A 24,634-nucleotide genomic window follows, 5' to 3' on the forward strand; every position below is an offset into this window, starting at 1 on the left:
CGAGGGCTTCGCTAACAGGCGATCGTCCAGTTCTGTGCACCAGCCTCTGCAAGCATTTTACATTAACAGCCTCCCAGCGTTCCGCGTTTTTCTGCAAACAGCGATCTGGCGGCGTCATCGAACACGCTTGAGTTCACATCCACTGAGGTCTTTCGGGTTATGGCGTGTTTAGGGGTAGGTACGGCTACTGTATAGTCCATTTCCTCGGCCTCTACACCGCCGCCTGAGAGGATTTCATCTACTGTAATTTTCAGGTAATCCGGGTCTACACTGGGAAATTCTCCGTCAAATTCTTGACTGTCAAACTCTCGATCGTTTTCCATACTGACCGCCCTTTAAAAAAGTGACTTAATATAATATATACCCAAACAAAGGAGCGAGCAATACCATAAATTTATTTTTTGCTATGAACTCTATGTGTTATTCTGAGTTGGGCAAAAGCTGTTTATGCTTGTGCCGCGATCGTCCCCTTGCCAAATTAAGCAATTTAGACTCTAAAAATTGACATGATTACTGTTGCACTTCCCAAAGGCGGATTATTAGGAGATAGCATTCGGCTGTTTAAATCGGTTGGATTAGACTTCAGTGCTTTTCTCGATTCCTCTAACCGACAGCTTCAAATTTATGACCCTACTGGCACTGCAAAAGCTTTGCTAGTAAGGACGCACGACGTGCCGGTTTATGTGGAATACGGTCAAGCTGATTTGGGGATTGCTGGCTATGATGTTTTGCGGGAAAAAAAGCCGAAAGTTGCCAATTTAATTGATTTAAAATTTGGCAAGTGTCGGCTGTCGGTGGCAGTGAAAGAATCTAGTTCTTACCGACGAACGGTGGATTTGCCTCCTCACGGTAGAGTTGCTTCTAAGTTCGTACACTGTGCAAGGGAATATTTTCACAATTTGAATTTGCCGGTGGAAATTGTGCCACTTTACGGTTCTGTGGAGTTGGGGCCGATTACGGGTATGTCGGAGGCTATTGTGGATTTGGTTTCGACTGGCAAAACTTTGCGGGAAAATGGTTTGGTGGAAATTGATGTTTTGTTTGAAAGTTCGGCTTATTTGATCGGTCATCCTTTGAGTTACCGTTTGAATACCGGAGGTGTGAATGAGTTGATCGGGAAGTTGAGAGAGCAAGTTTTGACGACAGTTTGATGCCAACTCTAATTAGAGTAGACTTATTGGATAAATCTTTCATTGATAGGGAAACCACAAACACAACGCAGGATAGTTAGCTACTTTTATAATAGGTCTAAACTATTGTAGGGTGGGCTTGTAGCCCGCCCTACAAGTTAAATCTTTAGGAAGTGCTATTTCCCGGTATAAAACCTAGTTTTTCCTGGCAGCGATTTATATAAAAACGGACAACTGTATCCGCAGGGTTTTGTTCGATTAGTTGCTGAAAATATCCCAAGGCGGCGACAATTTTTTCGGATTGCCATCCTTGAATTCCTTTGTCAAATAAACCCTGGGTAAGCTGCTTTGCTTCAGAGTCGGGACAGGAGGCGGCCCAGATTTCGTAGATTTCTATAGCTTGCTGCTTGCCACGCGGGGTTACTCGATCGATCCAGCGATAGTAATAATTGTTGCTTGGCGAATAGCTGCCTGCCGCAGTCGCCCCAGAAGTAGAAATAATACTCTCCTGTGTTTCCACTTCCAAGTCGCACTTTAATAATAGACTTTCTTTTGAGTGTGAGTTCAGACTTATGCCATTTAGAAATTCTCTTGCATGAACGATCGCATTTTCGCTAACAATAATTTGGCAACCGTATATTTTAGTTAAATTTTCTAACCGAGAAGCTGTATTTACCACATCGCCGATGACTGTAGAGTCCATGCGGCGATCGGAACCCAAAGTGCCGATCATGCCGATACCTGTGTTAATTCCCGTACCAATATTGAGGGGAGATTCTAAATTGTACTTGTGGCGACTGGCATTAAATTCTTGCAAATTTTCTTGCATTGCTACTGCGGCTTCGATCGCATCCATAGCGTGAGAATTCGGCTTGTCAAATACTGCCATGATTGCATCGCCTAGGTATTTATCAATAAACCCAGCGTGAGACGTTATGCAATCGTTCATTTTAGTGAAAAAAGCGTTCAACCATTCAAAAGTCTCGCGAGCTTCTTGAGATTCTGCGATGGCAGTAAACCCGCGAATGTCGCAAAATAAAATAGTCAGCTCTTCTTCTGTGACATTGCCCAACTGAATAGATTCTATTCCTTGCGGTGCAATCCGTCCAAGAATTTGCTCTGGCACAAATAGCTGAAATTTTTGGGCAAGATATTCGTTGGCTTCCCAAGCTGCGGCGATTTGGCGTTTGCTTTGCTCTCTGACTTGCTGGTGGAATTGGGAAGATACAGCTTGCGATCGCATTTGACTCAACTGCAAAATATTTTCAACTTTCGCCAGCAACAAGCGGCTGTTAAAAGGCTTGGTCAAATAATCATCTGCCATCATTTCTAACCCTTTGATGCGAGAGGTATCGTCATCGAGGGCCGTCAAAAAAATCACCGGTACAGTTTGCAATGCCGTATCCTTCCGCAGGCGATCGCACACATCAAAACCGTCCATCTCGGGCATCATAATATCTAGTAAAATTAAATCGGGTCGAGATGCGCGGGCGAGGGAGAGCGCTTCATCGCCAGATAGCGCTGATACTGTGGTGTATCCTTTCATGTGCAATAACTCTTCCAGTAAAATCAGATTAGCTGGCTCGTCATCAACCAACATGATGCAGGGCGACTTGTTTGACATGGAATATGATAGGTAAAGTTTGGCCACCGATCGGCAAGGACGAAGGATTTAGCTATTTAGCTACGATTGACGCACGATCGCCTAGAAATCGGATTTTTTCCGAAAATACTGCATGCAGACTTTTAATCGGGGTAAAAAACTCGGTTTCTTTAGTCTAATAGCGTCCAGAACTGATTGTGCTGTATTCTTGACCCTTTCCCCTCGTTCCTGAAAAGAGATGCCCCCGATCGCCGTAATAGTTGAGTTAGGTTAATAGAAGTTGATTTTACATTCAATCTAAACTTTCTCTACTATTGAGTTTAGCGTTTCGCGTCATAAAATGTAATAAATTACACCTCTGTGGCAGTGAACCCAGCATTAGTGGCAGTTGGAAAAGTAGGAGGCCCAGCAGTGGCAAATACAATAGTGCGATCGAAGACAGCCTCACGTAGGGCTGTTTTCCTTTTCCCTAATAGTCCTGGACGCACGGGTGGCCAGAAACCGGGTTTTTTTACGCAAATCCTCGGCTGTAGTCCGCAGATTAGGTAAAAAACCCGGTTTCTTTGTCGGGGGTGCGTAAGTTCTGCCTAAAAAAACCGATTCCTATGATCGGTTATCAGTCATGAGGTGTCAAATCAGTGTGATCGGGCAAAGCAAACACAACTTTCAATCGGATATTGGGGACTCGCTGGCGACACAACTGAAGATGTCCGTCAGCGTCCGATCGATTGCGGTATCGCCCGACAATCGCCCATTGCAAATTGGGAAGCAAACGGGCAACCGCCCAAGGCTTGAGGCACTCTTTGTAAGTCATAATGGTTTTATCTCCATTGCATAAGGGAGCCAGAGCCAGCGCGGACACTTGGTAGGTAGAGGCGCTGGCTTTTGACTTGATTATTCATTTTATAGCGCTAGCGCATATATGTCAACGTATATACTTAAGTACATAGGTGTGAAAGTTCTAGTTCTGACACTGAAATACTCATAAGCTAATGGGTATGTATCGAGTAAAAGTTAGAGTCAAAGAGCTTTGCGAAGAGCGGAACTGGAGCCTTAACGAACTAAGCAGACGTTCTGGTGTCACATACACTACCGTTCGCCGTTATGCAATGCAGCCAATGGCGAAGATAGAAATAGACCCAGTTAGTCGGATTAAGGAAACGTTTGGCTGTTCTTGGGATGAGTTGTTGGAATTGCTTGGAGATAATTCTTTTGAGGAGTGAGTGCGATCGCTGTTGCATTTTTATAGGAGGGATGAGGCGTGCGATCGCTATCTGGACGATTGCTTTGAGCGTGGAAATGAAATTAATGTTAATTTTTTCAGCTTCTTGCTGAAATTGTGATGTCTACTAAGCGCCAATGTGTGGATGATTTATCTGATGAGTACGCTGTAATGCTTGCACAAATAAGAAAATAGCTAACCCTGTTATGAGGTGTGTGATATCATACTTGTATGAGAGAAAGAGAAGTAGCGTCTAACTATTAGCTCAATGGCTGTAATTAGAGTTAACTATTCATAGTGAAAATAGAGATATTATGAGCATTACTCCAAAAGGTATAAGTGTCTTAGAGTTGTACCGACTTTATAGAACGCAAAAGTTAATCGTCAACCGTAGATATCAACGCAAGCTTGTATGGACAAAAGCGGAAAAGGCTTGTCTCATAGAGAGTTTATTACTGAATTATCCAATTCCATTGATTTTACTTGGAGAAGTCAAAAGTAGTGATGGAGAAGATATATATGAAATAATTGATGGAATGCAGAGACTTAATGCAATATTCAGTTTTATTGAAAATCAGTTTACCGTTCAAGAAAAATATTTTGATTTAACTAACCATCCCTTGGCCCATCAGTTATGTCAAAAAGGCGAATTTAAAGCTGTATACCCTGAAAACAAGCCTCCAACTTTTTTTGATGCTGATAAGTGTGCTAAGTTTTTAGAATATTCCCTCGCGGTCACAAGTTATAGAGCAAATTCGATTACAGAAATTGAAGATATCTTTAACCGAATTAACTCCAATGGTAAACATTTATCAGCTCAAGAAGTAAGACAGGCAGGAGTGACAACAGAATTTTCAGGATTAGTGAGACAACTTGCTTCTGAAATTCGTGGTGATGTCTCCAAGGAAGAACTGCCACTCACGGATATGCCCGAAATTAGTATTGATGCTAAATCCATCGATCTAGGCTATGGAGTGCTTGCGGAAGATACATTTTGGTGTCATCAAGGCGTTTTACGTGTTTCTGGTTTACGGGACAGCGAGGATGAGCAGCTAATAGCAGACATAATACTCTCTGTAGCATTGGGAAAGCCTTTTGCAGCTAGTAAAGAAAACTTCGACTCTTACTATGGAAAAGGTGAAGATAATAATTTAGATGAAATCCAACTAGGAATTGCTAAATATGGAGCAGACAATCTGACACAAGATATTAAAATGGTTCTATCCCACATCAAAAATGCAATTAAGGCGTCAGCATTAGATAATGAAAAGAACTTTTTAAGAAATAAATTGAGCCGTAGGTCAGGAGTAGGAAATCCCGTAAAAGAACCTTTTTATACGTTGTTTATGACCTTTTACGATCTTATTATAAAAAACTCACAAGAGCCATTTGACTATGAGCAAATTTTTAAGGCTGTATCGGGCTTGATTACAAAGATTAAAACGAGTCCAACTACCACAATAGAAAATAGAATTAAAAACATAAATCTTACTAAAGGCTTGGTGCAAAATTATTTTAAACCATCAAATAGTTCGACTCGTAGTAGTGGGTCATATGCTGTAGATTTTGAAGTTTACTTGAGACGATCAAAAACTGAGGCTCCTAATTATGATTTTAAACAAGGGCTTTATAGTTTAGACGAAAAGAATAGAAAATTTGATGATAAAAATTTTGATAAAATTCTACAAAATATTGCTGCAATGGCAAACTTAGGCAAAGGACAGAAAGGGTACATATTTATCGGCGTGTCTGACAAAGAAAAAGATACTCAACTTATTGAAAGTTTAGACAATATTGTAGCCCCTCGGTTTTACTCATTTGGTATCGTGGGTTTAGAGAGAGAAGCATCTCTTAAAAAAACTGACATTGATGATTACGGTCTTTTCATTACTAGAAAAATTCGTGATTCACAATTACCTGAATGGTTAAAAACAGCGGTTAATACAAAGGTAACTCCCATCACATATATGGATCACACAGTATTAATGATTGAGGTAAGGGCTGGTGATGAGCCAGTATGGTATGGAGGTAAGCTGTATATCCGTGATGGACATGAAAAGAAATCGCAAGATGTACCGCAAGAAGTAGCTGGTGAGCAGATAGCAGCAGTTTACAATCTCTTCAAGTAATATAGACGCGATCGCCCTCACCCTCATCAAATCAATACACTTGGAAGCGATCGCCCTCCGAGACATTACAGAGTGCGATCGCTTAATTAAACAAAAACAACCCCGGATCGACGTGAAAAAACCTCCCCAAAGCCTCAGCTTGTTTCTTGCTGATTTCTACCCGATCGTTAATTACCTCAACTACCGCCTCACTCGAACCCATAATTTCTACTAAATCCTCTGCTTCTAGACTCCGAGCATCCATCAAATGCAGCAGCCTTGACTTTGGCGTTGATGTATTAAGTTGATAGTGCCGGTCTTCAAAATCCTCAATCAGTTTTACCAGCAGTTCCAACAGCGCATCTTCTTCTGGAGTCAGATTTGGACGTGAGAGTAATTCTTCAACAATTTCCAAAAATATCTCGTTTTCCTCTTCAGTTTTGATAATTCGAGGCTGATATTGAGAGAGCAAGCTACTGTAAATTTTTAGGTCAAAAGTAATAGTCATTTTTCCAGGTTTCCTTATCATACTCGGCGTGAGTGAAAACGTATTTTACATAAATAATTTGCTTCTCATAGTTAATACTCACGATTAAGCGATATTTATTTCCTTTGATATTAAAAACTGTAAAATTTCCAACTGCTTCAGCTTTGAGATAAACAGCTTGAACTTCAACAAGATTAGTCCAGGCTGCTTTACTGGCAATTTTATACCAGTCATCGAGCGCTTCGCAGGAATCAGCGTGACTTTGGCAGTAGTCTCTTAATTTTTTCCGACTGATAACGTGCATTTAGCTATCATGGGGATATTATTTTCTAGATGTCTGAATCCCCTCATCATCTATTATATAGCGCGTCTAAATCATTTCAAGCAAATTTTTATTGGCACTTTGATGGACAAGCTTTTCTCATCCCGCGCAAGCTAACAGTTACTTTGACAAGCTTTGTATAAATGCTGTTTAAGTGAGAAAAGAACGGATAGTAGCGATCGTCAAATTCAGATCCAGCGGCTTGCTCAAATAACCAGAAGCGCCAGCTTCCAAACATCGATCGCGATCACCGGGCATCGCCATCGCCGTCACTGCAATCATCGGTATCGAATCCCAGACAGGATCTGCTTTAACTCGGCGCATCAACTCAAAGCCGTCAACATCCGGCAACTGAATGTCCATCAAAATCAAATCCGGCAGCAACTGCGGGGCAGCAGAGGCGGCGAGAATACGATCGACCATCGCCTTCCCATCCGCGAGTACCTCTACCCCGTACCCCTCCAATTCCATCACCTCAGAAATTAACATTTGGTTAAAAGGCTGGTCTTCGACAACTAAAATCCGCTTGTTGCCAATTGGTAAAGCAATAGCAGAAGCAGGAACTAACTTGGAATCCAACGCACAAGAAGCAAAATTTCCCAACTCTTGACGCATCTCCGTCAAAGGCAGCCAAACGCGGAAAAGACTTCCCTGATCGCAAACAGATTGAAAAGAAACAGTCCCCCCGTGCAATTCTGCCAGTCGCTTAGTCAAAGCCAAACCCAAACCTGTACCTTCGTGGCGCCGAGTCAGAGAAGAATCCACCTGTTGAAAAGGTCGAAATAGCAAGTGCCAGCGGTCTTGAGAAATGCCGATACCGGAGTCTTTTACCTCAAAACAAAAATAAGGAGTGCTGGCATTTACAGGAGAACAATCGGGCCGGTAGTCGCCCTCTATTTCGCTGCCGTAGGCCAAACGCCCGATGAGTTTAACTTGTCCCTGTTCTGGGGTAAATTTGATGGCATTGGAAAGTAAATTAATCACAATTTGTCGTACTCGCCGTTCGTCGAGCCAAACTTTAGTAATTCGATAGTCGAGTTCTAAAGACAAAGCTATCCGCTTTTTGTCGGCGCGCGGCTGCATCATTTTCAGACAGTCTGTGGCGAGTTCGTGAACGCGCACCGGCTGTAAATGGAGTTCTACTTTACCCGCTTCAATTTTAGAAAGGTCGAGAATATCGTTGATTAGCTGCAACAAGTGCTGGCCGCTTTTTTCGATCAGTTCTGTATAGTTTAGTTGTCGATCGCTCAACTGTCCGGCTGTTTGGCGCAGCAGCAAGTCAGAAAAGCCGAGAATGCTGTTGAGAGGCGTCCGCAATTCGTGGGACATTGATGCTAAAAACTCAGATTTCAACTGAGAAGAATACTCTAATTGTTCGTTAACTTGGCGCAGGTTTTCTTGTGTCTGAGCCCGCTCGATCGCCGCCCCCAGAGTCCGGCAAGCAGCCTCCAGGACTTCTTGGTGGAGGGCGGTTTGCAGTTTTTTGACGTTGCGGGACTCCAGCGTCAGTACGCCAATAATTGTACCGTCGGTGGCTGCGATCGGAAAAATGCCCAGTTGTCCGATTCCCGGATGCCGAAATTCCGGCACGGCATTGGGATGTTGGGCATAATCCTCGACGAACAAAGGTTTTCCAGTTTTCACCACTTCCCACAGCAAACCTCTGCCGTAGGGAATACCTTTGTCGAGCAATTCTTGCATTCCTGCGGCAACCGGTTCCCCGTAAGTAGCCAAAAATTGACTAGAAACTTGGTTGGAAATCGCCGCCGCTTGTCGATCGTTTCCCTTGCCACTAATCACCTTGACATCTCCGAAAGCTGCATTCATTGCCTCTACCAGATAGGTGAGGGCAAACTGACCTATTTCTCGCAAACTGTCAGAGTTTTGCAGGCGTTCGGTTAAACCTAAAAGAAATCTCAGCCGTCTGACTTCTGCGTTCAAACTAGCTTGGGAGTTTTGGTATACCGTAACGTCTCTAAAGGTAAACAGCCGTCCGCCGCTGTTGGTAATCGTGGCGCACACCTCCAAACAAACCGCATTGGATTGCTCGAAATAAAATGATAAACTTTGATCCTGAGATGTTTCCAGTGCTTGCTGAAACTCTTGCCACTGTTGAACAGACAAGTAACCCCGATCGACAATTTCCGCAAACAGCAAGTGGCACTTCGGCTTTGTTTCCAGCCATTCTGGGCACAGTTCCCAGATTCCCGCCAATTTTTTGTTAAACAAAACTAAGCAGTCAGACGAGTCGAACAGAGCGATCGCATTGTCTACTTGATTGAGAATTAGTTCTTGGTCTCCCCTCCACTCCTGCCAATCTATCTCCATTTTCTTTGTGTCTGTAGCTCTTAGTTTTGTTGTCATAACTTTCTACGGATATGGCAAGACTGCTTTGATCACCTTTTACTTAATGTGACATAATTTTAGGTTTTTTGGCAGTGAGGGCGATCGATCGGCTTTGTGATCTGAAACACTTGCTAATTTCTGAGGGCGATCGGAACGGCTTTTCGACTGCATCGGCTACACTGCTTAATCATGAGGTAATAAGGACGGAAAGCATCATGATAAAAGCAAAATCTTTTAATAACAATGCTGTCGAAGTTGATGGCATCTGACTTGAAACTATGGTGTCCAACCCTGTGCTACATTGACCCATCATAATAAAAACTAATTCCGCTGATAAGAAATTAGCATATAGCAATCCTAAATAATTTGTGAATTTCTTACTTTCTCCCTGCGGGTTCGGGGAGGGTTGGGGTGGGGTAAAAAAAATACGACTCCTGCAAGGATTGCTATATGTCAAATGCAATCATGACATTACCCTTAAATTTTATTAGCAATAACTTGGTTATTTGGATTAACTGCTCAAGCAAGTGTTGGATTCAAAAACATAAACATAAGGCGCGCCCTAAGCACCCGGAGACAGTGATATCAGTTTCAAAAAAGCAACTGTAGGCTCGTGATCCCAACCCATACACAATCAGTTATGCCCAATAATTTAATCTAAAATTGTGCGACTGAGCGGTCACGCCGAAGTCTAAAATCTACAATGGTATGAGTTATTACGATCGCACTTATGAGTAAGGTGTGCAGTGCACACCCTACAAATGTGAGTTAAGCTAATCCGCATTTAAATTGCAGAGTAAAATAAATCTTTACTCTGGTGGGGAGTAGGGGCTGGGCAGGAGCTCCTGCACTTAACATACAATTTAAATGCAGTACAGGTTAAAGCGTAAGTATTGTTAATGTTTCTTAGGATTTTTCGGAAAAGGAATGCCCAAACTTTCGTGAAAAACAACCTGAGTTTTATAAGTCAAGCGCCGGTTAACTTGTTTGATAATTTTTTCCAAAAGCGCATCGCCGGTTTTTTCTATCAAAGGCTGAGACATCGATCGAATAAACTTGGGAAAGCAAACCCCCACAGCCAAATCCAGCTTCCAGGTAGTAATGGTAATCGCAGGCGGCAGCTTAGCACGTTCCGAGCTCGGCCAATCGGCGGCAAACTCCTGAGATGGCATCTCCACTAGCTTCATCGCCGATCGAAAATCCACTTCATACCCAGGCGAGGTATAATTCGGAACCGGAATAGTCTTAATCAAATAGCAGCCCTCAGCATCCGGCGGCAGCAACTCTAAACCAATTCTCGCTTCAACACGGTAGCCGAAAGCCCCAAAACGCCCGATTAATAAATCGTAGCCGTTTTCGCCGATCGGCTCGGCCTTCATCGGCGAAGCGCACTGGCAAAACCAACTCTTGTGGTTGTTCAAATGGTTCGCCACCGTCTCCGCATCCGCGTACATCTCCATGCTGTCTTCAAAATGGGTGTGAAACCAAATCGGCTCAACTTCCTCTCCTGCATCCGCGCTTCCACTTTCGGACTGCCCGAAACTCGCATCTGGGTAGTAATTTTCGTCAGAAGCTTCAACAGTTTGATATTCAGCGGAATCCTGCTTCATCGTATGCTCTCCTGGTGTGCACGCCAATCGATCGGGTTGGGGATGTGTTAAGGGAGTTTCCTCCCTACAATTGAGAAATTGATAGCAACAAAACTTACCCTAGTTCAGCATAACTCGACTTATGAAAGCATTTGTAGCAGGAGCCACAGGTCAGACTGGCCGCCGCATCGTCGCAGAATTGGTCAAGCGAGGTATTCCCGTGCGCGCCTTAGTCCGAAATCTAGACACAGCTAGACAAATTTTACCACCGGAGGCAGAGTTAGTGACTGGGGATGTATTAAATGCCACTTCCCTGGGCGATGCCATCGGCGATAGTACGGTATTGCTGTGCGCGACAGGGGCGGCCCCTGGTTTTGACCCGACAGCGCCTTACAAGGTGGATTTTGAAGGTACTAAAAATTTGGTGGATGCAGCTAAGGCTAAGGGCATTGAGCATTTTGTGCTTGTGACTTCTCTGTGCGTCTCTCAGTTTTTTCACCCGCTGAATTTGTTCTGGCTGATTCTGGTTTGGAAGAAGCAAGCCGAGGAGTATTTGCAAAAAAGCGGCTTAACTTATACGATCGTCCGTCCGGGCGGTCTCAAAAATGAGGATAATTCAGATGCGATCGTCATGACTGGTGCGGACAAAATGTTTGAGAGCAGCATTCCCCGCACCAAGGTAGCCCAAGTGTGCGTGGAGGCGCTGTTTCAGCCGACTTCTCGCAACAAGGTTGTGGAAATTGTGGCGAAGTCGGAGGCTCCGCAAAAGAGTTTTGAGGAGTTGTTTGCCAGTGTGATTTGATTGAATTAGCCTCGCTTGGGTTCGGTGCGTCAGACAAAAAACACTTTGATTGGGATCAGAGATGTTGCACCATTGTCAAGAACAGGCTTTCCGGCCTGTTCCACAAAAAGTGCATTTTCTTGTGGGTTGGGCATCCTGCCCGCCCAAAAAAGGCTTATCGAGAATGGTGCAAGATGTGATTTGGATCAAAGATTGGGGCTGACGCACCCTACAACAATTTTCCGATCGCCAAATCTGGCAAAATCTTAATAGTTTTACGATTCGCCGTTGAAATTTCCCTCTCCCAGCATGAAAACTCTCAAGTGGCCAGCTTGGTTCCCCTATCCGATTTCGTGGTTAAGGGCATTTGCTCTCGCTCTGAGTTTTAGTTTTGTCCTTCGCAGGGGCATTCCTTTTGTCAGCGACGATATCGGCTTTCTGACTCTACTGCTGGCGGCTTGGCTGATTCAGTTGCCGGTGTTTTTTGTTTGTCACTTTTTAGCAGTCAAAATCTTAAATCCCTTACTAATTATGCTGCCGGGGCGCTTTCGCGTTGCGCGCAAGTTCAAGCGCAGGCACACTGGTATTCGATCGCACTTGCGAGAAGGCTTGAATGCTGTTGTAGTGATTTTTTTTGCATTTAATCTGTCGCTGTTGGTGCAACTTGCGATTTTTTATTGGCCCGCGCGCTCGATCGATCCGACCCAGTTACTAACAGGAATATCTACTCTGACAAATGTTGCCATAGCCGGTGAATTAGATTTCTGGCTGAGCAAATTGGCGGGCGCTTTATCGAGTTTAACGCTGTTAGCCGCCCCCCTATATCAATACGATTTTCGGGTGCGCCGGATGCGGGTGGCTCGAAAATGGGTCGAAATTTCGGAAATGGAAATGACTTGGCTAGAAGCTGAGAAATTGGGTCGTCGAAAAAGAGGTTTGCTGAGGCGATCAGAGATTCAAATCCTCGGATTTATACTTTTAATCGGCGCTGTGATTGGCGGCGGTGTTTTTTTGGTTGACAGTTTGCGGGGAAATCAGCAGTTGTCGCAGTCGGCAAGCGGGGTGGGAAAATTGCCGCCGCTGGCTATAAAAACCGGAGATCCTTACATTCGAGCTCTGATGCGTACTATTTCTGCTAGCGAGTCGAATGTTGCTCGACCTTATCACGTTGTTTACGGTGGCAAATATATATTAGATTTGAGCCGCCATCCTGACTGGTGCGTGAAGATTGTTAATGGCCCGAATCGAGGTAAGTGTACTACGGCAGCGGGCAGGTATCAATTTCTGACTACGACTTGGAAGGAGAAGGCTAAGCGCTATCAGGCGCGTCGTGCTAATTTTTTATTCTGGGAAGATTACAGTTTTGAACCAGAAGATCAGGATGCTGTGGTTTATGCTTGGTTGAGCGATCGCAAGTTTTGGAAAGCTGATATTCCTGAGATGTTGCGGCAGGAAAGATTAACTGACGTATTGCGGATGCTTTCGGGAACTTGGACGAGTTTGGGATATGGAATAGAGAATAATTCTATGAGTTCTCGTTTGCCGAAAGTCTACCGGGAAATGCTGCGGGAAGAATTGGAAAATGCTGGTTCTTAGGGAGTTGACTGTTGAATGTTGACTGTTGACTGTTGACTGTTAACTGTTAACTGTTAACTGTTAATTCTTAAAGAATGTTATTGGTTATTAACAAGCCAAAGCGATTAAGAAATAACCACTAATAAGTAACGAATAACTAATCCTTCAAGTTTGGTAAAAATGCTGTCAAACATTTGTACAATTCTAATCCCGGCCCTGCTTGCAGGGGATAAAGCCTGTCGAAATTAATGGGGTTTCCCGGTGCTAATTTCCACTGGGTTTGCTGTGCTGTTTTTGGGGAAATTTCGATCGCTATCGTGATGTTAATAATGTTGTTCTGCTGGGGGATGCCCCGGAAGCAGTAACTTTTGCCCGTGCGTTTGTCTGAATCGCTGCCGGTGATGTATCTGTCTTGTTTGCGAAATTGGATTTCTCTGAAAGGTTGATCGATCGCAAAGGAGTCTCGGTAGCGGTAGTCTCCGTCGTGCAAGCTTTCGACAGTCGGCCTGATTTGAGCTATAACTGTTGCTGGACTAAGAGTTAGCATCATTGATCCGCGTTCCTCCTGTGAAATCGGTGATTTTGCTTTTGCTGCCTGGTGTCTGAGTCGCTGTGGGCGATCGGCTGAAACAAACGCGCCCTGTAACAAATCAATAAAAGTAGTTATGTAGTTTAAGTTCATCCCTGACTATCGTGAATAATTATTTCATGGTTTCATCTCTGTTACCTATCTGAGTAATAATAAAAATATGGAGCAAGCCCTGAGAAATTTTACGGGCGCATATCTAGGGACTAATTGAGGATACTGCTATGTTTAGCCTGACGCGAGAAACAAAAAATTTAGGGCAGGTTGAAACTGCAAATTCGGAACAGCGAGGCTCTATCACTTCTGTGTGCAAAAGTATCCGAATTGTGCGATCGCGAGTTTACAAAGATGAGGCTTTGGTGTCGGCGGCGCTAGCGGGACTGCCAGATCTTTTGGCATCCCTCGAAAGCTTTCGCGAGTAGTAGAGTGTGACAATTTCTCTTATTAAACATCGGAGTTGACTCAGTTAAATTATTGCCAGACGCCGGAAAAGATATTCCTGACTGCGATCGCAATTCGATTTAAGTCTTCCTTCAGCAGCGGTGGCCAAGCAACTCCTCTGCGGAGTCCAGCTTCAAATTGCTGCAAACCTTCTACTGACAGTAAATGCAGTGCCGAGATTAATTGTCGATCGAGCATGGGAGATTCTTGCAAACCCTCAAACAATATTTTTAAAGCTAATAAAATCGATGTCACCTGTCCGGGTACGGGCGGTTGACCTTGTTTGAGACGCATCAGGAAGGCGTCGGGATTTTTCTTGGTTTCCAGGGCGGTTCCTTGGTCGATCAGAAAACTGCGGGCTGTTTTGTAATCCATTTGACGTGCGATCGATCTCCTGCAATTAATTAGCTGGCATTATATCACCTTTTGTCTCGCTCAATTTGGTAATATATTTCCATACAGGCTAAACTACAGCTACTGGTGAGGTGCGCCCATAAGCAGGCTACAGCTACTGATAGAAGCCTAGCATTCATCCCACAGTCGCCTTGAGCGAAGTGAAACGGACAGGGAAAAATAAAACAATGGCAAAACAACAAGGAAATAGCAGAAAATCCAAGATTTATCGCTACTTGTGGCTGCTTTTTTTGTGTATGAGCTTTCTGTTAGTTCCGCTCATCAAAAAAATAGCCGCCGATACGCCATTCCCCCCACCCGCTCCTATTGCAAATAATGCTAGTTTTGGAGCGAAAATTCAAAGGACGATGGGGCTACTTGCGGCTAGCACTCCAACAGACCGCCGCCAAGTGCGTATCCTATTCTACGGTCAATCCATCACTCAGCAAGATTGGTGGCAAGATGTAGCGCAGGATTTGAAACAGCGATTTCCCAATGCAGATTTGATTGTGGAAAATCGGGCAATCGGAGGATTTGCCGCCCCAATTTTAATCCGTTCCAGCGAACATGATTTGTATCCTTTTTATCCAGACTTACTAATTTTTCACGTCTACGGAGGCGGTGAAGATTACGAAGCCATAATTGCCAATGTCCGCCGCCGCACTACTAGCGAAATACTCTTGCATTCAGACCACATCCAGTGGCTGCCGACAGGCAACAACGACGAGCCCGAAGAAGTCAAAAGATACGAATGGCACAACACTCATTCTACTAAATGGCTGCCTGAGTTGGCCGATAAATACGGCTGCGAAATCGCCGAAATTCGTGAACCTTGGCTCCGGTATTTGAAAGACAATCGCTTGCAGCCAAAACAGCTATTGAGCGATGAAATTCACCTTAACGATTGGGGAAATTTTCTCCTAGCTGCTCTCATTAAACCACACCTGCGATACAAGCCAAATTCTCCTCAACCGCCGCAGGATTTAGTTAAAACCTATACCGTTGGCCGCGATGTTAAGTGGCAAGATGGCAAGTTGGTTTTAGAATTGGAAGGAAATAGAATAGATGCGATCGCCGATAAAACCTTCAACGGCAAGGGAATTTCTGCTAAAATTGCGATCGACGGCAAAAAACCCTCAGAATTTCCTGAACTTTACAGCATCACCAGACCTAGCGCTAGCCTTGGCGTTCCTTGGCCCGCTATTCTCCAAGTATCCAGCCAAAAACCGCTAATCGTAGAAGATTGGAAAGCCATAATTACTGAGATTAACAGCGACGCCAGCAAGTTTAAATTTGACATTGTAGGTTCTAAAACAGGTTACGACGGCAGCGGTACAAACGACGAAATGTTTGTCTCAAACTCTGGCCGCGTCGTGATTGAACCGAGAAACTGGTGGCTGAAAAATTCTTATGAATACTCTAAAAAACCGACGCCTAAAGGCTTTGAAATTTCCTGGCAGGTACGACCAATGTTTGTTGATTCATACGTTCCTCCACAAATTACAGATTCAAGCCGCGAGTATTCTACAACATTGGCTCAGAATTTGAGCAACTCCAAACACATCCTCGAAATCGTCCCCGAAACAGATGGGAAAGTTCCTATTGAGGCAATTCGAGTGTATCGCCCTCCTTTCTCCAATCTACCATCTAAAGTTGAGAGTTTTAAACCGCAGATATCAGCGGATGAACACGGATGAACGCTGATGCAATTTTATCAGCGTTTATTTGCGTTCATCTGCGGTTAAAAAAATTTTCATGTTATTTTATAGCAATCGCCTTGGCGGCGTAGGGCGTTGATGATTGTTCAAGCCCTTAATATTTAAGCATCTTGACTCCTGACTCCTGCTAGAATCGCCAAGATTATCAACTTCTCATAATCCCCAACTCGTAAAACATCAACAGCGATAAAAACAAATCCGCTACAAAAATAAACACCCACGAAGTCACCACCGCAGCCGTTGCAGCTTGACCGACTCCCTTCCCTCCGCCCGCCGTCGTCAACCCCCAACCGCAACCGACAAGGGCAATTATCGACCCAAAAATAAAACTCTTAATCGCCACAGTTACTAAATCCCAAGGCCCCAAAGAAGTCCGCACCGATTCCAAAAATACTGATGGTTCCAACTCATAAAAATTCACCGCCACAAACAGCCCGCCCAAAATCCCCACTGCTACCGCAAAAATTGTTAAAATCGGCAGCATGATGCAGCAAGCTATCACCCTCGGCACTACTAAATAATCAACCGGATTTGTTCTTAACATATACAGGGCGTCTATTTGTTCCGTCACCTGCATTTCTCCTATCTCCGCCGCAAAAGCCGAACCCACTTGTCCCGCCACCACGCCCGCCGTTAAAAGTGGTGCTAATTCCCCACAAAATGCCACAGCAAAAGCACCTCCCACCGCCCCAACCGCCCCAAAGTGAACCAATTCTCTGGCTGATTGAAAGGTAAAAATCATGCCACCAAAAAAGGCTATTAGCAGCACGGATCGGAAAGAATCCAGGCCTACTGTTACTAAATGTTCCATGATTTTGCGGCGGTCAATTCTGCCTTGGATGATGCGTAGCAGCACTTGGCCACCCAGGAACAACGTCACAAAAAAACGCTGAAACCACCTGTTATTGAAGGTTTCATCTAAATGTCGATCGCGCTTTTCTTGGTATTTTTTAACCAATTACTGACGGCTCGCGATTAATTGCAAACAGGGCGAAGCATTACTAAATAGAGATTTACGCAATTGTACAGCAATTATTGCACGATTTGTCAACATATATTTTTTGTCTCTCAGCCCTGCGGTTGGTGGGTTAGGCGCGGTTTAAGATTTATTTATTGGTGACTTAACTTAATCGCCGCGCCCAACCCACCCTACAATATGACTAAAACTCTAGGACTACTCCGCAAGTAACAAGTCGATAAACTTATCCAACTGTTCATTATTCTTTTCGGCTTGCTCCTTGCCAATTCTCAGCAGGTCTGATATTTTCTCTTCCGAGGCATCATCAATCGGCAGCGGTTCTTCGTGGCTCAAATCGGGAGTAATTCTCAAATATTGATTCGGTCTTTCAACCGCATCATAAATTTGAATTAGTTGATAATTTACAGTTTCAGCCACTCCCGTCATCATGATATTAATCAAAGGCTCAACCCACTCAACTTGACCCCAATTTTTCGCTTCTTCATAGGGGAATTTTTTCTGAGCTTCTCCTGTCCCCAGCGATAAAATTACCATATCTTTTGCTGTCGGGCCTTTGTCGGGGCGATCGTCGGGAATTCTGAATTTATTTCTAACTTCTGCATAGGCACAAAGTGTGGGATTGTTTGCAAATACTCCCCCGTCAATTAAAGCGTAGGATTCGTTTGTCAAAGAGTAGATTTTGGGAACTTCAAAATAAGAGGGAGCGGCAGATGTGGCTCTGGCGATATCTCTAATAAAATAGTCTTCTGCTGGATATTGTTTAGCATCTATTTGATCGAAAAAGTGAGCTTTTCTCCTTTCGATGTCGTAACTGGAAATTAAACAAGGTTTTAGCAGTTGGCTGAGTTGGCAATCTCTAAAGTTTTCCAAAAAGAATTTTTCTAAGCTATCGCTCGGATATTTCTCATCTATCAAACCGTCTATAGATCTGAGTTTTTTCCAAAATGAACTCTTAAAAACGTCGCGACCGCTGTTAATCGAAAAATTAAGAGCGTCTTGGGCTGTCCAGCGAGGTCTGGTGGGATTTTCGGCATCGGGACACAAATAGATGCAAGTTAAAATTCCTCCCGCACTTGTTCCCGCGATTAAATCAAAATAGTCAGCTATTCTCGCCTCTGGGTTGCCGCTTTTTTGTTGCAGCTTTGACTCAATGCTAACTACAACTTGCGCGGGGATAATCCCTCTAATTCCGCCTCCATCTAGGGATAAAATTCTCGTATATTTAGCCATAATTGTTGTCTCTTCTCGATGTTTGCTCGTTTCCTAATCTCAAATTCCCAAGCCTCGGAATTCATGCACCGCTCAATCTCTCCTCTAAAATTTCACATCTAAATTTAATTGGCGGGCTGCGATCGTATAGCGAAAAATGTATTCTACAATTTCGACGTAATTGTAGGCGGCCGCTGGCGAGTCTGCCCAGACTGTGATTCCGTGATCGCGAATTAACAAAGCGGGTACAGACGCCGCTGAAACGGCAAAGAATTCGCGAATTTCCTTGGCTATTTTAGGCACTTCCAAATAATTTGCAAATAGGGGTATCGCCACCTGCGGGTTTTCTTCCCACACCCCCAAACCTTTCAGCATTTCGATCGCCGGTAAAGGCACTGCATCTCCTGCGGTTAGCCGAGAAACTAAATTTGCCTCGATCGAGTGGACGTGATAGCAAGCTTTGGCGTCTGGAAAACAATTGTAAACGGCTAAATGAATGCTGGTTTCGGCCGAAGGGCGGCTGTCGGGAACAGGTTGCTCGACAATTGCGCCGTCTGAGTTCATTCTGATAAAATCGTCTTCAGTTAACTGCCCTTTCGCGCGGCCGCTAGCAGTAATCCAAAAACTGCCATCTGGTAAGCGGGCTGAAAGATTGCCAGCAGTCCCAACCATCCAACCGCGATCGTAAAAATGTTTGGCTGCTGCAATTAAATCCGATCTCAAATCGCCACTCATTCTTTACAAATCCTCAGCTTTTAATCTACTTTTTACGTTAATAGTGACATTTTGCACCATTCTCGCTTAACAGGCTTTCCGGCCTGTTCCACAAAGAGTAAACTTTCTTGTGGGGAGTAGGGGTTGGGCAGGAGAGCCCGCTCGTGAAAGGCTTATTGACAATGGTGCAAGATGTCAGTTAATAGGAATTGCCCTGGCTTATCTAAACGCAGGGTGGGCAGTGCACACTTTAGCAATACACACATAGCTTTTCTTGAGAAAGGGTATAGTTTCACTTCCATTTGTGGGACAAATTTTCCAACACGTCAAAAAAATTATCCCATTTAGTATAAGGCTTTTGCTGTTCGTCTAGATACTGGGCAAGCCGATCGCGCGCAAACACCGACGAAGCCTGCAAAGCCATGTTAAAATCCGTCAGAGAATCTCCGATCGCCACCTGTTCCTCGGCCGGGTGCTGGCCCATCACCCGCACCTTAGACACCAATTCCTCATCTCCTTCAAACTCAGAATTGACTTGCAAGCGAGGGCCGCTAGCGTCCACATCCACAGCGTAAATAACGCTCGCCCGGTGTACCAAATCGCCCATTACCGTCTCTACCATGATCCGAAGACCGCCGGAAACGATCGCAAAATCTACCTGTTTCTCGTCCAAAAAATCCAGCAATTCCAACAATCCCGGTCGCATCAGCTTTCCCCTAGAAAATTCCACAATTTCCCCGTAACATTCCGAGGGAATAGACTCTACTAACTGCCGCACTCCTGATCGCAAACTCAGCCTTCTAGCATATATTTCAGGCATCAGTTGAGACGACAGTTCCGGTGCGAAATGCTTGAGCATTGCGACAAAAGTTTCTTCAACAGTTATCGTGCCGTCAAAGTCGCAGAATACCACCCGTTGCTGATTGTTCGGGATTGAAGATTTTTGCTTGTCATCGGTCATTGTCAGTCGCATCTTTCAAGAACGGGAAAAATTTACACAATTCATCGTACACTGTCTAGCGAACGAGCGCGACGCCCCGAAACTAATAGTGACGTGCTGTTTGGTGGCAATTTCCCGCAGAATTTTATGCAGATTCTTCGAGAGAATCTTCCAGGGAATCGTCCAGGGAATCTTCCAGGGAATCTTCCAGAGAATCTTCCAGGGAATCTTCCAGAGAATCTTCTAAGTCCTGCTGTTGGTTTTTTGTCTTTTGGGGGTTAGACTTAGCCGGCAAACAGATTAAATTATCATCCTCAGTATTAATCAAACCTTTCGATCGCAACTTACCCATCAGCCGCGTCACCGTCACCCGCGTTGACCCTATCGCGCTGCCAATTTGAGCGTGAGTCAATGCCCAAGGCAGTCGGTAGCCCCGAACCACATCCGGTTCGCCATCACCTACGTAAGGTTCGCCGAACTCCTCAATCAACAATGTGAGAAATCCCAACAGTCGGTCGATCGTCCGGCGCTGTCCCAAAGTGCTCAGCCAGAGAAGTTTCCGCTGGTGTTGGTAGCGAAACGCATCCAAAATTTCCCTGCGGAAGTGAGGCCAATTATCTAAGTCGTGCCAGTACATCCACACTACGTGAGTTTGATCGGCGTGGGCGTAAGCTTGGAGAGTAAACGGAGACTGAGCAACCAGTTCAAAGGGCTGGCCTGCGCCGACGAAGCCCAAAAAAGCTTCTTCTGTAGTTTTGTCAACGGATTTCGACTTCGCCGCCGCAGCGCTAACTTGAGCGCTACCTACGAGTCGCACAGAACCTTTCTGGACTAAATACAGCAGTCCGGGTCTTGCGGGAATCCGCTCATCTTTGCTAAAAGTCCGGCAGCGGTAGTGTTCCTGGGCCCAGTCGATAATTCGCTGCCAAGTGATAAAAGGTCGATCGATAGTATCTAGAGGTGTGGAAGTTGATTGCATAGGTAAGGCTCTGGGATATATTTAATCAGTGAGAAAAACGGCTTTTGCTAGCAGCGCGATACAAAGTGAGACAACCAACCCCCGATCGAGCTTGCACGCTTCTTAACTGTGCTGAACTGTGCTGACTTTTCTGTGTTTTACCGAAAGATTCAATGTAGCAAAAAATACATCAAAATGGTAGAGTTCAGCAAAAAATTTGTCGTAAATTATTGTATAGTTAGCAAACAAATCGCTAGAAAGCCGATTAATTCGATGTAGCCCCGCTTGGGGGAGCAGATCGAGCATCTCTGACATCAGCGGTTTAACGTAGAACAACAATGCAAGCGGTAACAGTCGATCATCGCTGTTACGGTAGGATGAGCCGATATGGATACAACAAATATGGAGCAGTGCCCGGAAGTTACAGTGAAGTGTTTCTTGCTTTCAAGGTTCCAAAGCGCGATCGCCCAGCAGGGAACACTAGCCCAAATTCCGTTAAATCTCATAGGTGGCACCATTCTCAAGAACGGGCAAGATGCCTGTTCCACAAGAGATGAATTTTCTTGTGGAACAGGCATCTTGCCTGTTCCTAAACAAGTAATTGAGAATGGTGCAATATTTCCGTTAAATCGGAGTAAAGATAGCGCGCGGGTGCTGTACGTGTCTGCGATCGCCCTGAAATTGGCTAAAACTTGGCAGCAGACACCGCAGACAATTGCGGCACAGTTGGCCGAAACACTCGAACCGCTGTGCTGCCCAGATTTCGCAGTTAAAGTCGCGCCGACGGGAATTATTGAGTTGGAGTTGACTGATGCAGGTTTAGCCGTCTGGTTGCAGCGTTTAGCTCAAACGAACCTCCCAGTTCCAGAATCTAGAGTAATATCTCCTGTTGTGTGTGCCGATCTGCTATTTCCCATTCAGTACAGCCACGCGCGCTGCTGTTCCCTGCTGCGAATGGCCCACCGCGATCGCATAATTTCGATCGCGCAGCCAGATGTCACTACAGCCTCGCAAATTTGGTCGCTGGCGAGTCCAAATCCTATCCCTTGGATTGACGAGGGCGATCGACTGCGGTTAGTGCATCCAGCCGAATGCAATTTAATTTCGCAACTGTTAACTGTGCTAGACAATTTATATCCTATTTATGAGGTAAAAAACGGCGAAAAACCTGTCAATTATTTCAAATTAGCCAATAGTTTGAGTGAATCATTTCAGACTTTTTATAGCCACTGCCGAATTTGGGGAGAAGTCAAAATAAAACAGCCAAAACTCGCGCAAGCCCGATTAGGTTTAATATTAGCAACTCAATCTTTGTTGCGATTTATCCTAAAAGAGTCATTGAGCGCTATTGCTCCTTTAGAACTTTGATTTTATCCTCATTCTTAGCAACATTTATTCATACTCAGAGGTGGATTTCCGAAATTTTACTTGACTTATTCCCTCGGAAAAATCTCTATTTTATCGAGAACACCATGAACGATCCTTCATTAATAAAATTAAAAAAAAAATCTCTAAGTTAGGCCTTTTTATTTTATCTAATTTATTTAAGTAATCTTTGTTTTTGCTTTTTAGACCGAGAATTTTTAGCTGGCATCTATGGCTGTGCTCCTTAAAATACTTAATCTTATATTATACAATTAAGCTGCGTAGCAGCTTATCTATTGGCTATCCAGTATGCTCGAAAAACAAGAAGAAGATTACAGCTTAGTAGGAACGAATCCTCTCCCTCTTCAGGAAGAAATCCAAGAGGATATAGCCTTACCAGAGACGGTACTTCTGACCAATCGACCTCTAAAACTTTCCAAACCGGAAACTCGGTCAAGCCTCAGAGCACTAACTTTGGACGGTGTGTTCGCTACGCTTTTTTACAGCATCATCGGTGGCGCGTTGCTCAGTAATTTCTTGCTCGATTTGGGGGCTGGTCCAGTGGAAATTGGTATGCTCGCCTCCATTCCTCAACTGGTAAATTTGCTCCAACCGTTCGGAGCTTATATAGCAGACCGAACACAGAGCCGCCACTGGTATTCCTTCTGGATTTTCGGAATGTCGCGACTGCTGTGGCTGATTCTCGTGCCAGCCCTTTGGTTGGGAGGCTCATTTCATTTGGCCCGACATCAGCTAGTGCAGTTGACATTGGCAATCATCTGGGTAAGTCAAGTCTTAGAATCTTTAGGTCGTGCTTCCTTCTTGAGCTGGTTGGCGGCGTTAGTACCTCAGCGGTTGCGCGGGCGGTATTTTGGCTTTCGCAATAGTGCTGTCAGCTTGACAAATCTCATGGGTGTGCCGTTGATGGCTCTAGCGGTATCGAACTGGCCAGGTGGAAAGCTCCAAGGTTACAGCGCCATCTTGGTTTTAGGAATTGTGCTTGGCCTCATCAGTATAGGTTGTCAGTTCTTTATGACCGATGTGAACCCAAAGCTTGTACACGTCCATTTAGATACAGGCGAAAAATCATCCACAGGGACAATTTTTAGCTTTCTCAAGGAAGCCAATTTTTTAAAGTTTTTGCTTTACTCTGGTCTATGGAGCTTTGCCGTTAACGTCAGCGCGCCCTTCTTTAACCTTTACTTGCTGGATGACCTAAATATAGATGTCAGCGTGGTAACGCTCTATAGCAGCTTAGGTGCTGGTGCTAACTTGCTGATGCTGGTTTTTTGGGGGAAGCTGGCTGACCGGGTTGGGAATCGCCCGATTATGCTAGTAGTGGGAGTTTTGGTGGCTCTGACCCCTTTACTCTGGCTAGAAGGTGGAACGGCTCCAATTTTCCTATGGGTCTGGTTCCCGCTGTTGCACATAATCGGCGGTGGGACGTGGGCGGCGATCGACCTGTGCAGCAACAATCTTCTTATGGGAGTGGCACCGCTGTTGAATCAGTCGATATACTTTGCGATCGCAGCCGCGGTTCCTGGTGTTACGGGGGCAATGGGAATCACCGTTGGTGGCTTTCTCGCCACTTTGACCAATCTCGGTGGCTTGCCAGGGGTGTTTGCCCTCTCAGCCGTTTTACGACTGGTGGCTCTCCTGACCTTGGTTTTTGTTCGCGAGCAGCGTTCTGTGTCTTTGGGTAAGTTTTGGCTGCTCTTGTTGCCAGCTTGGTGGAGAAGAGTGGCGATTGAACCTGGAGACATCAGGTTTCAACCATTAATAGTTGAAGAGTTGCACTGTCCGCCTGAAAGCTCATGCGATCGCTCTTCAACTCTTGATTGATTGTAGTCCGACAATAATTCATAAAAGAGTTGATTAACCATTTTTAAAGTGTTAAAATACTCCTCAGATAATCTCAGATGTGACGGTTGTTGGGTAGCTTTTTTTCAGAAATATAAAATCGGACAACTCGGGATAAGTTTTGAATGGTATCTAATTATTTTTGGGTGCGTTCAAAATTTTTTAGGATGGCGATCGAGCTTTGAGGAACGATCGCCAATTCTCCCGCTCGTCTATCGCTCCTGGAACGACGATGCTCAATTTCATCAGTTGACGATCGGTCGTTAATGTTTCTTCAAATTCTTGCCGGGTAAAATAGCGAGAGTTTT

The 24,634-nt window shown here is 44.6% G+C and carries 24 protein-coding genes; 10 read left to right on the forward strand and 14 right to left on the reverse strand.

What is annotated here, in order from left to right:
- Window positions 1–62 precede the first annotated feature (62 nt).
- On the reverse strand, window positions 63–323 hold the full coding sequence (locus QUA74_RS11355; RefSeq protein WP_333328308.1) for a hypothetical protein: 261 nt from the start codon (window positions 321–323) through the stop codon (window positions 63–65).
- Between the two features lie 183 nt (window positions 324–506).
- Between QUA74_RS11355 and hisG the strand changes: the two genes are divergently transcribed.
- Window positions 507–1,151 (forward strand): ATP phosphoribosyltransferase, encoded by a 645-nt coding sequence (gene hisG / locus QUA74_RS11360; RefSeq protein ID WP_006633153.1) that lies wholly within the window; start codon window positions 507–509, stop codon window positions 1,149–1,151.
- A 145-nt stretch (window positions 1,152–1,296) separates the two neighbouring features.
- Here hisG and QUA74_RS11365 read toward each other — a convergent pair whose 3' ends face one another.
- Window positions 1,297–2,754, reverse strand: a complete 1,458-nt coding sequence (locus QUA74_RS11365; RefSeq protein WP_333328311.1) for a response regulator — start codon at window positions 2,752–2,754, stop codon at window positions 1,297–1,299.
- 595 nt (window positions 2,755–3,349) lie between these two features.
- On the reverse strand, window positions 3,350–3,547 hold the full coding sequence (locus tag QUA74_RS11370; protein WP_333328313.1) for a hypothetical protein: 198 nt from the start codon (window positions 3,545–3,547) through the stop codon (window positions 3,350–3,352).
- A 178-nt stretch (window positions 3,548–3,725) separates the two neighbouring features.
- On the opposite strand from QUA74_RS11370, the gene QUA74_RS11375 reads away from it, so the two are divergent.
- Window positions 3,726–3,956: a helix-turn-helix transcriptional regulator gene (locus tag QUA74_RS11375; protein ID WP_333328316.1), complete on the forward strand. Its 231-nt coding sequence runs from the start codon at window positions 3,726–3,728 to the stop codon at window positions 3,954–3,956.
- A 313-nt stretch (window positions 3,957–4,269) separates the two neighbouring features.
- Window positions 4,270–6,084 (forward strand): GmrSD restriction endonuclease domain-containing protein, encoded by a 1,815-nt coding sequence (locus QUA74_RS11380; protein WP_333328319.1) that lies wholly within the window; start codon window positions 4,270–4,272, stop codon window positions 6,082–6,084.
- An 82-nt stretch (window positions 6,085–6,166) separates the two neighbouring features.
- On the opposite strand, the gene QUA74_RS11385 is transcribed toward QUA74_RS11380, so the two are convergent.
- The 4 genes from QUA74_RS11385 to QUA74_RS11400 all read right to left on the reverse strand — a co-directional run bounded on the left by QUA74_RS11385 (window position 6,167) and on the right by QUA74_RS11400 (window position 10,828).
- Complete coding sequence (locus QUA74_RS11385) at window positions 6,167–6,571, reverse strand: transcriptional regulator (protein ID WP_333328322.1); 405 nt, start codon at window positions 6,569–6,571, stop codon at window positions 6,167–6,169.
- Entirely contained in the window at window positions 6,555–6,854 is a 300-nt protein-coding gene (locus tag QUA74_RS11390) for a type II toxin-antitoxin system HigB family toxin (protein WP_333328325.1), read from the reverse strand. Before QUA74_RS11390 ends, QUA74_RS11385 begins: the two co-directional genes overlap by 17 nt.
- A gap of 168 nt (window positions 6,855–7,022) precedes the next feature.
- On the reverse strand, window positions 7,023–9,236 hold the full coding sequence (locus tag QUA74_RS11395) for an ATP-binding protein (RefSeq protein ID WP_333328327.1): 2,214 nt from the start codon (window positions 9,234–9,236) through the stop codon (window positions 7,023–7,025).
- An 878-nt stretch (window positions 9,237–10,114) separates the two neighbouring features.
- Entirely contained in the window at window positions 10,115–10,828 is a 714-nt protein-coding gene (locus QUA74_RS11400; protein ID WP_333328330.1) for a DUF1997 domain-containing protein, read from the reverse strand.
- A gap of 121 nt (window positions 10,829–10,949) precedes the next feature.
- On the opposite strand from QUA74_RS11400, the gene QUA74_RS11405 reads away from it, so the two are divergent.
- Both QUA74_RS11405 and QUA74_RS11410 read left to right on the forward strand, forming a co-directional pair.
- Entirely contained in the window at window positions 10,950–11,609 is a 660-nt protein-coding gene (locus QUA74_RS11405; RefSeq protein WP_333053110.1) for an NAD(P)H-binding protein, read from the forward strand.
- A 288-nt stretch (window positions 11,610–11,897) separates the two neighbouring features.
- Window positions 11,898–13,184 (forward strand): glycoside hydrolase family protein, encoded by a 1,287-nt coding sequence (locus tag QUA74_RS11410; RefSeq protein ID WP_333328333.1) that lies wholly within the window; start codon window positions 11,898–11,900, stop codon window positions 13,182–13,184.
- Window positions 13,185–13,320: 136 nt separating this feature from the next.
- Here QUA74_RS11410 and QUA74_RS11415 read toward each other — a convergent pair whose 3' ends face one another.
- Entirely contained in the window at window positions 13,321–13,713 is a 393-nt protein-coding gene (locus QUA74_RS11415) for a hypothetical protein (protein WP_333328336.1), read from the reverse strand.
- 260 nt (window positions 13,714–13,973) lie between these two features.
- Here QUA74_RS11415 and QUA74_RS11420 point away from each other — a divergent pair, with 260 nt between their 5' ends.
- Window positions 13,974–14,171: a hypothetical protein gene (locus tag QUA74_RS11420; protein WP_333328339.1), complete on the forward strand. Its 198-nt coding sequence runs from the start codon at window positions 13,974–13,976 to the stop codon at window positions 14,169–14,171.
- A gap of 49 nt (window positions 14,172–14,220) precedes the next feature.
- Here QUA74_RS11420 and QUA74_RS11425 read toward each other — a convergent pair whose 3' ends face one another.
- The gene (locus tag QUA74_RS11425; protein ID WP_333328342.1) at window positions 14,221–14,565 is read right to left on the reverse strand and encodes a Dethiobiotin synthetase; all 345 of its coding nucleotides are present in this window, start codon (window positions 14,563–14,565) and stop codon (window positions 14,221–14,223) included.
- A 206-nt stretch (window positions 14,566–14,771) separates the two neighbouring features.
- Here QUA74_RS11425 and QUA74_RS11430 point away from each other — a divergent pair, with 206 nt between their 5' ends.
- Window positions 14,772–16,280, forward strand: coding sequence for an SGNH/GDSL hydrolase family protein (locus QUA74_RS11430; protein ID WP_333328343.1), 1,509 nt, complete (start codon window positions 14,772–14,774; stop codon window positions 16,278–16,280).
- Window positions 16,281–16,446: 166 nt separating this feature from the next.
- Here the strand turns inward: QUA74_RS11430 and QUA74_RS11435 are convergent, their stop codons facing one another.
- The 5 genes from QUA74_RS11435 to QUA74_RS11455 all read right to left on the reverse strand — a co-directional run bounded on the left by QUA74_RS11435 (window position 16,447) and on the right by QUA74_RS11455 (window position 21,122).
- Window positions 16,447–17,259, reverse strand: a complete 813-nt coding sequence (locus tag QUA74_RS11435; protein WP_333328346.1) for an MlaE family lipid ABC transporter permease subunit — start codon at window positions 17,257–17,259, stop codon at window positions 16,447–16,449.
- A gap of 216 nt (window positions 17,260–17,475) precedes the next feature.
- The gene (locus tag QUA74_RS11440; protein WP_333328350.1) at window positions 17,476–18,510 is read right to left on the reverse strand and encodes a patatin-like phospholipase family protein; all 1,035 of its coding nucleotides are present in this window, start codon (window positions 18,508–18,510) and stop codon (window positions 17,476–17,478) included.
- An 84-nt stretch (window positions 18,511–18,594) separates the two neighbouring features.
- On the reverse strand, window positions 18,595–19,224 hold the full coding sequence (gene mtnB / locus QUA74_RS11445) for a methylthioribulose 1-phosphate dehydratase (RefSeq protein ID WP_333328353.1): 630 nt from the start codon (window positions 19,222–19,224) through the stop codon (window positions 18,595–18,597).
- Window positions 19,225–19,495: 271 nt separating this feature from the next.
- On the reverse strand, window positions 19,496–20,176 hold the full coding sequence (locus QUA74_RS11450) for an HAD-IB family phosphatase (RefSeq protein WP_333328356.1): 681 nt from the start codon (window positions 20,174–20,176) through the stop codon (window positions 19,496–19,498).
- Between the two features lie 112 nt (window positions 20,177–20,288).
- The gene (locus QUA74_RS11455) at window positions 20,289–21,122 is read right to left on the reverse strand and encodes a Crp/Fnr family transcriptional regulator (RefSeq protein ID WP_445251655.1); all 834 of its coding nucleotides are present in this window, start codon (window positions 21,120–21,122) and stop codon (window positions 20,289–20,291) included.
- Window positions 21,123–21,488: 366 nt separating this feature from the next.
- On the opposite strand from QUA74_RS11455, the gene QUA74_RS11460 reads away from it, so the two are divergent.
- The 3 genes from QUA74_RS11460 to QUA74_RS11470 all read left to right on the forward strand — a co-directional run bounded on the left by QUA74_RS11460 (window position 21,489) and on the right by QUA74_RS11470 (window position 24,593).
- Complete coding sequence (locus QUA74_RS11460; protein WP_333328359.1) at window positions 21,489–22,469, forward strand: DALR anticodon-binding domain-containing protein; 981 nt, start codon at window positions 21,489–21,491, stop codon at window positions 22,467–22,469.
- Between the two features lie 306 nt (window positions 22,470–22,775).
- Window positions 22,776–24,308 carry an MFS transporter gene (locus QUA74_RS11465; RefSeq protein ID WP_333328362.1) on the forward strand — a complete coding sequence of 511 codons (1,533 nt, stop codon included), beginning with the start codon at window positions 22,776–22,778 and terminating at the stop codon, window positions 24,306–24,308.
- 48 nt (window positions 24,309–24,356) lie between these two features.
- Window positions 24,357–24,593 (forward strand): hypothetical protein, encoded by a 237-nt coding sequence (locus QUA74_RS11470; protein ID WP_333328365.1) that lies wholly within the window; start codon window positions 24,357–24,359, stop codon window positions 24,591–24,593.
- The last annotated feature ends 41 nt before the right edge of the window (window positions 24,594–24,634 follow it).

It is taken from the genome of Microcoleus sp. LAD1_D3, from assembly GCF_036702135.1.
GTDB lineage: Bacteria > Cyanobacteriota > Cyanobacteriia > Cyanobacteriales > Microcoleaceae > Microcoleus.